Origin of the sequence: Streptococcus sp. Marseille-Q5619 (genome assembly GCF_946901205.1) — a bacterium.
Classification (GTDB): Bacteria; Bacillota; Bacilli; order Lactobacillales; family Streptococcaceae; genus Streptococcus.
The window spans coordinates 388,700-402,015 of sequence record NZ_CAMPPO010000004.1 but is presented as its reverse complement, the minus strand read 5'-3'; the positions used below and the strand labels follow the sequence as shown (position 1 = coordinate 402,015).

The 13,316-nt window shown below is 42.6% G+C and carries 7 protein-coding genes, 17 tRNA genes and 2 rRNA genes; 23 read left to right on the top strand and 3 right to left on the bottom strand.

The features are described from left to right. Window positions 1-57 precede the first annotated feature (57 nt). From OC530_RS07500 to OC530_RS07410, 19 genes are all read left to right on the top strand, one after another. Window positions 58-2,959 (top strand): 23S ribosomal RNA (locus OC530_RS07500). Window positions 2,960-3,035: 76 nt separating this feature from the next. Further along, window positions 3,036-3,151 (top strand): 5S ribosomal RNA (rrf, locus tag OC530_RS07495). A gap of 4 nt (window positions 3,152-3,155) precedes the next feature. Continuing rightward, window positions 3,156-3,228: transfer RNA gene (locus tag OC530_RS07490), tRNA-Val, on the top strand. Between the two features lie 2 nt (window positions 3,229-3,230). Next, window positions 3,231-3,303: transfer RNA gene (locus OC530_RS07485), tRNA-Asp, on the top strand. Between the two features lie 23 nt (window positions 3,304-3,326). Further along, window positions 3,327-3,399 (top strand) — tRNA-Lys (locus OC530_RS07480). A gap of 5 nt (window positions 3,400-3,404) precedes the next feature. Beyond that, a tRNA-Leu gene (locus tag OC530_RS07475) sits at window positions 3,405-3,486 on the top strand. A gap of 18 nt (window positions 3,487-3,504) precedes the next feature. Beyond that, window positions 3,505-3,577: transfer RNA gene (locus OC530_RS07470), tRNA-Thr, on the top strand. Window positions 3,578-3,599: 22 nt separating this feature from the next. Continuing rightward, window positions 3,600-3,671 (top strand) — tRNA-Gly (locus OC530_RS07465). A 7-nt stretch (window positions 3,672-3,678) separates the two neighbouring features. Then, window positions 3,679-3,764: transfer RNA gene (locus tag OC530_RS07460), tRNA-Leu, on the top strand. Window positions 3,765-3,775: 11 nt separating this feature from the next. Beyond that, window positions 3,776-3,849: transfer RNA gene (locus tag OC530_RS07455), tRNA-Arg, on the top strand. Between the two features lie 15 nt (window positions 3,850-3,864). After that, window positions 3,865-3,938: transfer RNA gene (locus OC530_RS07450), tRNA-Pro, on the top strand. Window positions 3,939-3,943: 5 nt separating this feature from the next. Next, a tRNA-Met gene (locus tag OC530_RS07445) sits at window positions 3,944-4,017 on the top strand. 13 nt (window positions 4,018-4,030) lie between these two features. Then, window positions 4,031-4,104, top strand: a tRNA-Ile gene (locus tag OC530_RS07440). Between the two features lie 10 nt (window positions 4,105-4,114). Beyond that, a tRNA-Ser gene (locus tag OC530_RS07435) sits at window positions 4,115-4,204 on the top strand. 10 nt (window positions 4,205-4,214) lie between these two features. Then, window positions 4,215-4,288 (top strand) — tRNA-Met (locus OC530_RS07430). A gap of 3 nt (window positions 4,289-4,291) precedes the next feature. Further along, window positions 4,292-4,364 (top strand) — tRNA-Phe (locus OC530_RS07425). A gap of 19 nt (window positions 4,365-4,383) precedes the next feature. Continuing rightward, window positions 4,384-4,454 (top strand) — tRNA-Gly (locus OC530_RS07420). A 35-nt stretch (window positions 4,455-4,489) separates the two neighbouring features. After that, window positions 4,490-4,563: transfer RNA gene (locus OC530_RS07415), tRNA-Ile, on the top strand. Window positions 4,564-4,569: 6 nt separating this feature from the next. Next, window positions 4,570-4,657, top strand: a tRNA-Ser gene (locus tag OC530_RS07410). Window positions 4,658-4,742: 85 nt separating this feature from the next. Here OC530_RS07410 and OC530_RS07405 read toward each other — a convergent pair. From OC530_RS07405 to OC530_RS07395, 3 genes are all read right to left on the bottom strand, one after another. Next, window positions 4,743-5,998, bottom strand: a protein-coding gene (locus OC530_RS07405; RefSeq protein ID WP_262080941.1) for an ISL3 family transposase whose coding sequence is annotated in 2 segments (ribosomal slippage) — window positions 4,743-5,359 and window positions 5,359-5,998 — 1,257 coding nt in all. Because the reading frame shifts where the segments join, the coding sequence is not laid out codon by codon here. 206 nt (window positions 5,999-6,204) lie between these two features. Further along, window positions 6,205-7,140, bottom strand: coding sequence for a bifunctional biotin--[acetyl-CoA-carboxylase] ligase/biotin operon repressor BirA (birA, locus tag OC530_RS07400; RefSeq protein WP_262080938.1), 936 nt, complete (start codon window positions 7,138-7,140; stop codon window positions 6,205-6,207). Further along, window positions 7,137-7,997, bottom strand: coding sequence for an AraC family transcriptional regulator (locus tag OC530_RS07395; protein WP_262080936.1), 861 nt, complete (start codon window positions 7,995-7,997; stop codon window positions 7,137-7,139). The genes birA and OC530_RS07395 overlap by 4 nt, the downstream gene beginning before the upstream one ends. A 107-nt stretch (window positions 7,998-8,104) precedes the next feature. On the opposite strand from OC530_RS07395, the gene OC530_RS07390 reads away from it, so the two are divergent. The 4 genes from OC530_RS07390 to OC530_RS07375 are packed head-to-tail and all read left to right on the top strand — an operon-like array spanning window position 8,105 to window position 13,288. Next, window positions 8,105-10,267: an alpha-galactosidase gene (locus OC530_RS07390; protein WP_262080934.1), complete on the top strand. Its 2,163-nt coding sequence runs from the start codon at window positions 8,105-8,107 to the stop codon at window positions 10,265-10,267. 34 nt (window positions 10,268-10,301) lie between these two features. Further along, on the top strand, window positions 10,302-11,561 hold the full coding sequence (locus OC530_RS07385; protein ID WP_262080932.1) for an extracellular solute-binding protein: 1,260 nt from the start codon (window positions 10,302-10,304) through the stop codon (window positions 11,559-11,561). A gap of 13 nt (window positions 11,562-11,574) precedes the next feature. Further along, the gene (locus OC530_RS07380) at window positions 11,575-12,441 is read left to right on the top strand and encodes a carbohydrate ABC transporter permease (RefSeq protein WP_262080929.1); all 867 of its coding nucleotides are present in this window, start codon (window positions 11,575-11,577) and stop codon (window positions 12,439-12,441) included. A 13-nt stretch (window positions 12,442-12,454) separates the two neighbouring features. Then, a complete protein-coding gene (locus tag OC530_RS07375; protein WP_262080927.1) occupies window positions 12,455-13,288 on the top strand; it encodes a carbohydrate ABC transporter permease in 834 nt (277 codons plus the stop codon). Window positions 13,289-13,316 lie beyond the last annotated feature (28 nt).

Sequence of the window (13,316 nt, the reverse complement as noted above, 5' to 3'; positions counted from 1 at the left end):
TAAACCGAAAACGCTGTAGTATTAATAAGAGTTTATGACTGAAAGGTCAGAAAATAAGGTTAAGTTAATAAGGGCGCACGGTGGATGCCTTGGCACTAGGAGCCGAAGAAGGACGTGACAAACGACGATATGCCTTGGGTAGCTGTAAGTAAGCGATGATCCAGGGATTTCCGAATGGGGGAACCCAACAGGTACTACCTGTTACCCGCATCTGTTAAGGATGTGAGGAGGAAGACGCAGTGAACTGAAACATCTAAGTAGCTGCAGGAAGAGAAAGCAAAAGCGATTGCCTTAGTAGCGGCGAGCGAAACGGCAGGAGGGCAAACCGAAGAGTTTACTCTTCGGGGTTGTAGGACTGCAATGTGGACTCAAAGATTATAGAAGAATGATTTGGGAAGATCAGCCAAAGAGAGTAATAGCCTCGTATTTAAAATAGTCTTTGTACCTAGCAGTATCCTGAGTACGGCGGGACACGTGAAATCCCGTCGGAATCTGGGAGGACCATCTCCCAACCCTAAATACTCCCTAGTGACCGATAGTGAACCAGTACCGTGAGGGAAAGGTGAAAAGCACCCCGGGAGGGGAGTGAAATAGAACCTGAAACCGTGTGCCTACAACAAGTTCGAGCCCGTTAATGGGTGAGAGCGTGCCTTTTGTAGAATGAACCGGCGAGTTACGTTATGATGCGAGGTTAAGTTGAAGAGACGGAGCCGTAGGGAAACCGAGTCTGAATAGGGCGCCTTAGTATCATGACGTAGACCCGAAACCATGTGACCTACCCATGAGCAGGTTGAAGGTGCGGTAAGACGCACTGGAGGACCGAACCAGGGCACGTTGAAAAGTGCTTGGATGACTTGTGGGTAGCGGAGAAATTCCAAACGAACTTGGAGATAGCTGGTTCTCTCCGAAATAGCTTTAGGGCTAGCGTCGACATTAGAAATTCTTGGAGGTAGAGCACTGTTTGGGTGAGGGGTCCATCCCGGATTACCAATCTCAGATAAACTCCGAATGCCAATGAATTATGGTCGGCAGTCAGACTGCGAGTGCTAAGATCCGTAGTCGAAAGGGAAACAGCCCAGACCACCAGCTAAGGTCCCAAAATAATTGTTAAGTGGAAAAGGATGTGGGGTTGCACAGACAACTAGGATGTTAGCTTAGAAGCAGCTATTCATTCAAAGAGTGCGTAATAGCTCACTAGTCGAGTGACCCTGCGCCGAAAATGTACCGGGGCTAAAACAATTTACCGAAGCTGTGGATACCTTTATAGGTATGGTAGGAGAGCGTTCTATGTGTGAAGAAGGTATACCGTGAGGAGTGCTGGAACGCATAGAAGTGAGAATGCCGGTATGAGTAGCGAAAGACAGGTGAGAATCCTGTCCACCGTAAGACTAAGGTTTCCAGGGGAAGGCTCGTCCGCCCTGGGTTAGTCGGGACCTAAGGAGAGACCGAAAGGTGTATCCGATGGACAACAGGTTGATATTCCTGTACTAGAGTATGTAGTGATGGAGGGACGCAGTAGGCTAACTAAAGCAGACGATTGGAAATGTCTGTCTAAGCAGTGAGGTGTGAATTGAGTTAAATGCTTAGTTCTATAACATTGAGCTGTGATGGGGAGCGAAGTTTAGTAGCGAAGTTAGTGACGTCACACTGCCAAGAAAAGCTTCTAGCGTTTAAACATACTCTACCCGTACCGCAAACCGACACAGGTAGTCGAGGCGAGTAGCCTCAGGTGAGCGAGAGAACTCTCGTTAAGGAACTCGGCAAAATGACCCCGTAACTTCGGGAGAAGGGGTGCTGACTTTAAGTCAGCCGCAGTGAATAGGCCCAAGCAACTGTTTATCAAAAACACAGCTCTCTGCTAAATCGTAAGATGATGTATAGGGGGTGACGCCTGCCCGGTGCTGGAAGGTTAAGAGGAGTGCTTAGCGTAAGCGAAGGTATGAATTGAAGCCCCAGTAAACGGCGGCCGTAACTATAACGGTCCTAAGGTAGCGAAATTCCTTGTCGGGTAAGTTCCGACCCGCACGAAAGGCGTAATGATTTGGGCACTGTCTCAACGAGAGACTCGGTGAAATTTTAGTACCTGTGAAGATGCAGGTTACCCGCGACAGGACGGAAAGACCCCATGGAGCTTTACTGCAGTTTGATATTGAGTGTCTGTACCACATGTACAGGATAGGTAGGAGTCTATGAGATCGGGACGCCAGTTTCGAAGGAGACGTTGTTGGGATACTACCCTTGTGTTATGGCCACTCTAACCCGGATAGGTGATCCCTATCGGAGACAGTGTCTGACGGGCAGTTTGACTGGGGCGGTCGCCTCCTAAAAGGTAACGGAGGCGCCCAAAGGTTCCCTCAGAATGGTTGGAAATCATTCGCAGAGTGTAAAGGTATAAGGGAGCTTGACTGCGAGAGCTACAACTCGAGCAGGGACGAAAGTCGGGCTTAGTGATCCGGTGGTTCCGTATGGAAGGGCCATCGCTCAACGGATAAAAGCTACCCTGGGGATAACAGGCTTATCTCCCCCAAGAGTTCACATCGACGGGGAGGTTTGGCACCTCGATGTCGGCTCGTCGCATCCTGGGGCTGTAGTCGGTCCCAAGGGTTGGGCTGTTCGCCCATTAAAGCGGCACGCGAGCTGGGTTCAGAACGTCGTGAGACAGTTCGGTCCCTATCCGTCGCGGGCGTAGGAAATTTGAGAGGATCTGCTCCTAGTACGAGAGGACCAGAGTGGACTTACCGCTGGTGTACCAGTTGTCTTGCCAAAGGCATCGCTGGGTAGCTATGTAGGGAAGGGATAAACGCTGAAAGCATCTAAGTGTGAAACCCACCTCAAGATGAGATTTCCCATGATTTTATATCAGTAAGAGCCCTGAGAGATGATCAGGTAGATAGGTTAGAAGTGGAAGTGTGGCGACACATGTAGCGGACTAATACTAATAGCTCGAGGACTTATCCAAAGTAACTGAGAATACGAAAGCGAGAGGTTTTCTTGATTTGAATAGATATTCAATTTTGAGTAGGTATTACTCAGAGTTAAGTGACGATAGCCTAGGAGATACACCTGTACCCATGCCGAACACAGAAGTTAAGCCCTAGAACGCCGGAAGTAGTTGGGGGTTGCCCCCTGTGAGATATGGAAGTCGCTTAGCTCTAGGGAGTTTAGCTCAGCTGGGAGAGCATCTGCCTTACAAGCAGAGGGTCAGCGGTTCGATCCCGTTAACTCCCAAAGGTCCCGTAGTGTAGCGGTTATCACGTCGCCCTGTCACGGCGAAGATCGCGGGTTCGATTCCCGTCGGGACCGTTAGAATAACGGAAGTTATTTTAGACTCGTTAGCTCAGTTGGTAGAGCAATTGACTTTTAATCAATGGGTCACTGGTTCGAGCCCAGTACGGGTCATATATGCGGGTTTGGCGGAATTGGCAGACGCACCAGATTTAGGATCTGGCGCTTAACGGCGTGGGGGTTCAAGTCCCTTAACCCGCATTAGGATATAACAAATGAGCCGGCTTAGCTCAGTTGGTAGAGCATCTGATTTGTAATCAGAGGGTCGCGTGTTCAAGTCATGTAGCCGGCATTTTTAGATAGAAGAAAACAGTGCGAACGTAGTTCAGTGGTAGAACACCACCTTGCCAAGGTGGGGGTCGCGGGTTCGAATCCCGTCGTTCGCTTAGAGAGGCCGGGGTGGCGGAACTGGCAGACGCACAGGACTTAAAATCCTGCGATTGGTAACGATCGTACCGGTTCGATTCCGGTCCTCGGCATAAACTAATGAGCACCCTTAGCTCAACTGGATAGAGTACCTGACTACGAATCAGGCGGTTAGAGGTTCGACTCCTCTAGGGTGCATTTTTCTTTTTAACTCGGGAAGTAGCTCAGCTTGGTAGAGTACTTGGTTTGGGACCAAGGTGTCGCAGGTTCGAATCCTGTCTTCCCGATACATGGCGGTGTAGCTCAGCTGGCTAGAGCGTCCGGTTCATACCCGGGAGGTCGGGGGTTCGATCCCCTTCGCCGCTATAATGATCTTGTCGGACCTTTAGCTCAGCTGGTTAGAGCTCTCGGCTCATAACCGAGTGGTCGTAGGTTCAAGTCCTACAAGGTCCATTTGAATATTGGAGGATTACCCAAGTCCGGCTGAAGGGAACGGTCTTGAAAACCGTCAGGCGTGTAAAAGCGTGCGTGGGTTCGAATCCCACATCCTCCTTTTATATTAACGCGGGATGGAGCAGCTCGGTAGCTCGTCGGGCTCATAACCCGAAGGTCGTAGGTTCAAATCCTGCTCCCGCAATAAGGCTCGGTAGCTCAGTTGGTAGAGCAATGGATTGAAGCTCCATGTGTCGGCGGTTCGATTCCGTCTCGCGCCATTTTATTGATAGTATTTATGCGGGTGTAGTTTAGTGGTAAAACTACAGCCTTCCAAGCTGTTGTCGCGAGTTCGATTCTCGTCACCCGCTTTGAACTTTGTTCAAATTACCAAGTTTTTTAACTTGGGCGCGTAGCTCAGGTGGTTAGAGCGCACGCCTGATAAGCGTGAGGTCGGTGGTTCGAGTCCACTCGTGCCCATTAATTGGAGAATTACTCAAGAGGCTGAAGAGGACGGTTTGCTAAATCGTTAGGTCGGGTAACTGGCGCAAGGGTTCGAATCCCTTATTCTCCGTTTTAATGAGAGTTTATAACTCTCTTTTTTATTTTTAGAGACAATAAAACTGGCTCTTTGTCAACTGTAGTGGGTTGAAGAAAAGCTAAGCTCGAGAAAGGACAAATTTCGTCCTTTCTTTTTTGATATTCAGAGCGATAAAAATCCGTTTTTTGAAGTTTTCAAAGTTCCGAAATCCAAAGGCATTGCGCTTGATAAGTTTGATGAGATTATTGGTGGCTTCCAGTTTGGCGTTGGAATAGGGTAGTTGAAGGGCGTTGGCAATTTTCTCTTTATCCTTGAGGAAGGTTTTAAAGACAGTCTGAAAAAGAGGATGAACCTGCTTTAGATTGTCCTCAATGAGCCCGAAAAATTTATCCGGTTCCTTATTCTGAAAGTGAAAAAGCAAGAGTTGATAGAGATGGTAGTGATGTTTCAAGTCTTCTGAATAGCTCAAAAGCTTGTCTAGAATTTCTTTATTCGTCAAGTGCATGCGAAAAGTAGGGCGATAAAAACGTTTATAGCTGAGTTTCCGACTATCTTGTTGGATGAGTTTCCAGTAGCGTTTGATAGCCTTGTATTCATGGGATTTTCGATGAAACTGATTCATGATTTGGACACGCATACGACTCATAGCACGGCTCATGTGTTGGACAATATGGAAACGATCCAACACGATTTTAGCGTTTGGAAAAAGCTGTTTAGCCAAGTCATAGTAGGGTTAAACATATCCATAGTAATGATTTTCACCTGACAACGAACGGCTCTATCGTAGCGCAGAAAGTGATTTCGGATGATAGCTTGTGTTCTCCCCTCAAGAACAGTGATGATATTGAGCTTGTCAAAATCTTGCGCAATAAAGCTCATCTTTCCCTTTGTAAAGGCGTACTCGTCCCAGGACATAATCTCAGGGAGGTAAGAAAAATCAGACTTAAAACGGAAATCATTGAGCTTACGAATGACAGTTGAAGTTGAAATAGCCAGCTGATGAGCAATATCGGTCATAGAAGACTTTTCAATCAATTTTTGCGCAATTTTTTGGTTGATAATACGAGGGATTTGGTGATTTTTCTTGACGAGAGAGGTTTCGGCGACCATCATTTTTGAACAGTGATAGCACTTGAATCGACGCTTTCTAAGGAGAATTCTAGTAGGCATACCAGTCGTTTCAAGATAAGGAATTTTAGAAGGTTTTTGAAAATCATATTTCTTCATTTGACTTCCGCACTCAGGGCAAGATGGGGCCTCACAATCTAGTTTAGCAATGATTTCTTTGTGGGTATCCATATTAACAACATCCATAATTTGGATATTAGGGTCTTTAATGTCTAGTAATTTTGTGATAAAATGTAATTGTTCCATATGATTCTTTCTAATGAGTTGTTTTGTCGCTTTTCATTATAGGTCATATGGGACTTTTTTTCTACAACAAAATAGGCTCCATAATATCTATAGGGGATTTACCCACTACAAATATTATAGAGCCATAAAACTTCAGATCTGTAAAACTTAATTGAATTACTAATCTGAAGTCATTTTTATATCGTTTATATTATAATTGTGTTATTTTACTTCCAACCCTTGAGTGAAATTTCTCCGCTATTTAGCCAGATTTCTTTTCCATTATCACATTGAACTAAAAGTTTACCACTTTCAGAGATGTCTTTAGCAAGTCCCTTGTAGTCTTTTTGCTCTAGTGTGAAAGTGACTTCTTTTCCTAGAACGAATGACTGTTTTTTATATAGGTATAATAACTCCTCTGCTGGTGTTTCGAAGAAAGCACGCCATATTTCGATAATTAATTCATTTCTTGTTATAGGTGCTGGAGCTTTGAATAAACTAGCAGCTTTTTCTTTTAATTCTTGTGGAAAATCATTGATAGTGAAATTGATTCCTACTCCAATAATAATATCTGTGACTAAGCCTGTTTCTACAGATGTCATTGCTTCAGTGAGAATTCCTCCAATTTTATGATTGTTTAGATAGATATCATTGACCCATTTTATGTCGACATCTATTAAAGTTAGGTTCTTAATGGCTTTGTAGACAGCTCCAGCTACAAGTAGTGTGTAGGATGGTAATTTGTCATAGGGGAGATTTGGTTTAAGATGGAGTGTCATATAAATACCACCTTGTGGTGAGTAGAAGGAACGTTGAAAACGGCCTCGGCCTGCTGTTTGATAGGAAGCTAGATAGAGGGTATTTGCTTCATGGCCTAAATCAATTGCTTCTTTTGCATCTAGTTGTGTTGATTTTGTTTCGGGTTTAAAGCTGACTTTAATTGGAAGATTTTCTTCTAGAATCTCTGGAAGAATAAGGTCACCATTCATCAGTTTATATCCTTTGTTTTTGATACTATCAATTTCAATGCCTTCTTGTTCTAGCCGCCTGATGGCTTTCCAAATTGATGTTCGGCTGAGGGATAGTTCTTCTGCGATTTTTTCTCCGCTGATATAATCGGTTTCTTTTGCTAGAATTTGGTAGACGGCTTGGTAGGATTTCATAGTGTTTCCTTTCTCACTAGTTGGTGTTGAGAATATTCTTTTCTTGTTTGACTTGGAGTCTGATTAAAGTATTGTTTATAAGCTTTAGAAAAATGGAGTGGATCTGAAAAGCCTACCGAGTATGCAATTACCTTGATTGACTCTTGGGTATTTTCGAGGAGTTGTTTAGCTCGATACATTCGAACGTATAGTAGGTATTCTTTTGGAGATAAGGTGTTAAATTCTTTGAATACGCTTGATAAGTAGCTTCTGTGAACGGATAGTTCTTTTGCTAAATCTTGAATTGTAAGTGATTGAGGATAGTGGCTATCAATTAATCGTTTGCATTCAAGATAGAGTTGGTGGGTCGATGAAATATTCTTTTTCTTCTGATTGGGAGCAATATTTCCCAGATGAAACATCAGTTCATGGAGTTGTCCCATGATATGGAGTTGAGCTAATTCATTTGATTTGGTAATCTGAGCGAAGCGGACAATGTCTGAGATGAGTTTTGCAGTGGTCTGGGTATGACAAGTTTCAGATTGGATGAGATAGGATTGATCAGAAATTTGAGAAAGAGCAAAATAATCAGGAGCTTTCCCTCCAGTGATTCCTAACCAGTAGTAGGCCCAAGGTTCTTTACTATCTGCTTGATAAAAGGTTAGTTCATCTGGTTTTAATAGAAAGAAATCTCCTTCTTTTAAATCAACAATTTTACCATTGTAATGAAATTTTCCTTGTCCTTTACTAATGTAATGTAGAACGTATGTATCACGAATGGCTGGACCAAAAGAGTAATTAGGTGTGCATTCCTCATATCCATAAAAGCTTAGGGAAAGGTCGATTGTTCCAGTCTGGTATTCTGAAAAAACTAACATGTGCTACCTCCTACCTAACATTTTACCATATTCTTGAGACATTTTTCTATTTTGGAAAGCGATTTCAGATGATAAAATAGAATCATTAAAGTGATGAGGTGAAGTAAATGGGAGTTAGGATAGAGAATAATCTATTTTATGTTGAGAGTAAAAATTTAAGTTTGATTATTGAAAATCGTGGTGGGTACTTACTATTGAAACATTTAGGAAAGACTATTAAGAACTATAAAGGTTCCAATAGTGTTTATGAACGAGACCATGCCTTTTCAGGAAATCCAACGGCTCATAATCGAACCTTTAGTTTAGATACTCAGCGTCAAATTTTTGGACAACATGGCTTAGGAGATTTTAGGAAACCAACTATACAGGTTCAGCACGATGCAACTGAGGTAACAGATTTTCGTTTTATAGAAGCAAAGATTTTAAAAGATCAAAATGGTCCACAGGGTTTACCTTCCCCACATAGCATGGATGGTACAGAGACTCTTGCCTTGATTTTAGAAGATTCTAAGGCTCAACTTAGTCTGACTTTATATTATACTGCTTTTGATAATGATGCGACAATTGCTAGCTACAGTAAATTGGAGAATAATAGTAACCAGGAAGTTGTTATCCATAAAGATTTTTCTTTTATGGCTGATATTCCAGTTGCAGATTACGAAATCGTAACTCTGCAGGGTGCTTATGCTCGTGAAAAGACTGTTAGACGTCAACAGGTAGAACAAGGAATCTTTTCGATTAGTTCGAACCGTGGAGCTTCTGGGCATGCTCAAACACCAGCTCTTCTCTTATGTGATCAAGGAGTCACAGAGGATGCTGGAAATGTGTTTGCTATTCAACTAATGTATAGTGGCAACTTTGAAGCTTTTGTTCAAAAAAATCAATTGAATGAAGTTCGGCTGGCTATTGGCATAAATCCAGAAAACTTTTCTTGGAAGTTAGACCCTGAGGAATATTTTGAAACACCGGTAGCTTTAGTGACCTATTCAGATAAGGGATTAACTGATGTTAGTCATGAAAGTCAGAATTTTGTACTGAAGCACATTATGCCAAGTAAATTTTCTAAAAAAGAACGTCCAATTCTAATCAATAACTGGGAAGCTACTTACTTTGACTTTCAGAGAGAAAAACTGTTAGAGTTAGCAGATGAAGCTAAGAAAGTTGGCATTGAACTTTTTGTATTAGATGATGGTTGGTTTGGTAATCGCTTTGATGATAATCGGGCTTTAGGTGACTGGAGTGTTAATGAGGAAAAACTGGGTGGAAGTCTTGAAAGTCTGATTTCAGCTATCCATGAAAGAGGTTTGCAGTTTGGGCTTTGGTTAGAACCTGAGATGATTTCTGTAGATAGCGATTTGTATCGTCAACATCCTGACTGGGCTATTCAGATTCCTGGCTATGAGCATACTTATTCTCGGAATCAATTAGTACTTAATCTTGCCAATCCTCAGGTAGTAGAATACTTGAAAAATGTCTTAGATCAACTTCTATCTTATCATGAGATTGATTACATTAAATGGGATATGAACCGTAATATTACTAAGCTAGGGAATGGATTAACTTATTTAGAGACAAAGATGCAATCTCATCAGTACATGCTGGGGCTTTATGAACTTGTCGCTTATCTGACAGAGAAGCACAGCCATATTCTCTTTGAGTCCTGCTCTGGTGGTGGTGGACGAAATGATCTGGGTATGATGCGCTATTTTCCACAAGTCTGGGCTAGTGATAATACTGATGCGATTGCACGTTTACCAATTCAATACGGTTCATCCTATCTCTATCCAACCATTTCTATGGGGGCTCATGTTTCAGCAGTACCGAATCATCAGATGGGACGAATGACACCATTAGAAACACGTGGACATGTAGCAATGATGGGAAATTTGGGATATGAGCTTGATTTGACAAGTTTATCAGATGAAGAGAAAGATGAGATTGTTAATCAGGTGAACTTGTATAAAGAATTACGACCAGTAGTTCAGTTAGGACAACAGTATAGACTAATTAATCCTGATACTGCATCCAATGAAGCAGCTCTACAATTTAATTACAAAAATCAAACGATTGTAACCTACGTTCGCGTTTTATCAGTTGTAGAGACCATGGAAACAACTTTAAAGTTAAAAGATTTGGATGAAGAGGGACTGTATGAATTGCAGGAAAATGGAGTAGTTTACTCAGGTGCAGAACTCATGTATGCAGGCTTAACTGTTATCTTATCCCAAGGAGATTTTTTGAGTAGACAGTATATTTTTAGAAGACTATAATAAAGGTGTATAAATTTATAAAGGAGGCTTTCCAATGAAATGGTATAAAAAAATCGGACTTCTTGCAATTACAGGTTTAGCTTTGTTTGGGCTCGGCGCTTGCTCCAACTATGGTAAATCTGCGGATGGCACAGTGACCATCGAGTATTTCAACCAGAAAAAAGAAATGACCAAAACCTTGGAAGAAATCGCTCGTGATTTTGAGAAGGAAAACCCTAAGATCAAGGTCAAAGTCGTCAATGTACCAAATGCTGGTGAAGTATTGAAGACACGTGTTCTCGCAGGAGATGTGCCTGATGTGGTCAATATTTACCCACAGTCCATCGAACTGCAAGAATGGGCAAAAGCAGGTGTCTTTGAAGATTTGAGCCACAAAGACTACCTGAAACGCGTGAAAAATGGCTACGCTGAAAAATATGCTGTAAAAGAAAAAGTTTACAACGTTACTTTTACAGCTAATGCTTATGGAATTTACTACAACAAAGATAAATTCGAAGAGCTGGGCTTGAAGGTTCCTGAAACCTGGGATGAATTTGAACAGTTAGTCAAAGACATCGTTACTAAAGGACAAACACCATTTGGAATTGCAGGTGCAGATGCTTGGACACTCAATGGTTACAATCAATTAGCCTTTGCGACAGCCACAGGTGGAGGAAAAGAAGCCAATCAATACCTTCGTTATTCTCAACCAAATGCCACTAAATTGTCGGATTCGATTATGAAAGATGACATCAAGGTCATGGACATCCTTCGCATCAATGGCTCTAAGCAAAAGAACTGGGAAGGTGCTGGCTATACCGATGTTATCGGAGCCTTCGCACGTGGGGATGTCCTCATGACACCAAATGGGTCTTGGGCGATCACAGCGATTAATGAACAAAAACCGAACTTTAAGATTGGGACCTTCATGATTCCAGGAAAAGAAAAAGGACAAAGCTTAACCGTTGGTGCGGGAGACTTGGCATGGTCTATCTCAGCCACCACCAAACATCCAAAAGAAGCCAATGCCTTTGTGGAATATATGACCCGTCCAGAAGTCATGCAAAAATACTACGATGTGGACGGATCTCCAACAGCGATTGAAGGGGTCAAACAAGCAGGAGAAGATTCACCGCTTGCTGGTATGACCGAATATGCCTTTACGGATCGTCACTTGGTCTGGTTGCAACAATACTGGACCAGTGAAGCAGACTTCCATACCTTGACCATGAACTATGTCTTGACCGGTGATAAACAAGGCATGGTCAATGATTTGAATGCCTTCTTTAACCCGATGAAAGCGGATGTGGATTAGGAGTAGAGAGACTATGAAAAAAGTATTACAAAAATATTGGGCATGGGCTTTTGTGGTCATCCCTCTCTTGTTACAAGCAATTTTCTTCTATGTGCCGATGTTTCAAGGAGCCTTTTACAGTTTTACCAACTGGACAGGATTGACTTATAACTACAAATTTGTCGGCTTAAACAACTTTAAGCTCCTCTTCATGGATCCAAAATTCATGAATGCGATTGGCTTTACCGCAATCATTACGATTGCCATGGTGGTTGGTGAGATTGCACTCAGGATCTTCATTGCGCGTGTCTTGAACTCTAAAATTAAAGGCCAAACCTTCTTCCGTGCTTGGTTCTTCTTCCCAGCTGTTTTGTCTGGTTTGACAGTGGCTTTGATCTTCAAGCAAGTCTTCAACTATGGTCTTCCAGCGATTGGGCATGCCCTTCATATTGAATTTCTCCAAACCAGTCTTTTAGGGACTAAGTGGGGAGCGATCTTTGCGGCTGTCTTTGTCCTTCTTTGGCAAGGGGTGGCTATGCCCATCATCATCTTTCTAGCTGGTTTGCAATCTATTCCAACTGAGATTACAGAGGCAGCAAGGATTGATGGCGCGACTAGCAAGCAAGTTTTCTGGAACATTGAATTGCCTTACTTGCTACCAAGTGTCTCTATGGTCTTTATCCTAGCCCTAAAAGGTGGGCTGACTGCCTTTGACCAAGTCTTTGCCATGACCGGTGGTGGTCCAAACAATGCCACAACCTCACTTGGGCTTTTGGTTTATAACTACGCCTTTAAAAACAACCAATTCGGTTATGCCAATGCCATTGCCGTAATCTTGTTCTTCTTAATTGTAGTGATTTCGATCATCCAATTGAGAGTATCTAAGAAATTTGAAATTTAAGAGGAGAAGCATGATGAAACAAGATGAAAGAAAAGACCTGATTGGCAAATACATTCTATTGATTCTAGGATCGGTTCTGATTTTAGTGCCGCTCCTTGCTACCCTCTTTAGTTCCTTCAAACCCACTAAGGATATTGTATACAATTTCTTTGGCTTTCCAACCAACTTCACATGGGACAACTTTAGCCGTCTCTTAGCTGATGGGATCGGAGGCTATTATTGGAACTCTGTCGTCATCACTGTCTTGTCTTTACTTGCAGTAATGATCTTTATTCCGATGGCAGCCTACTCCATCGCTCGCAATATGAGTAAAAGAAAAGCCTTTACCATCATGTATATCCTCTTAATCCTCGGAATCTTCGTACCTTTCCAAGTCATCATGATTCCGATTACGGTTATGATGAGTAAACTCGGTTTGGCTAATACCTTTGGTTTGATCTTGCTCTACTTGACCTATGCGATTCCACAGACCCTCTTTCTCTATGTTGGCTATATCAAAATCTCGATCCCAGAAAGTCTGGATGAAGCAGCAGAGATCGATGGGGCTAATCAATTTACAACTTATTTCCGCATCATCTTCCCAATGATGAAACCGATGCATGCGACAACCATGATCATCAATGCCCTTTGGTTCTGGAATGACTTCATGTTGCCACTCCTTGTCTTGAATCGGGATTCCAAAATGTGGACTCTGCCTTTATTCCAATACAACTACGCAGGCCAATATTTCAACGACTACGGACCAAGCTTTGCCTCATACGTTGTCGGCATTATCAGTATCACCATTGTCTATCTCTTCTTCCAACGCCATATCATCGCAGGAATGAGCAACGGAGCAGTGAAGTAAGAAGAGACTAGAGAAGCTATAATTTCTG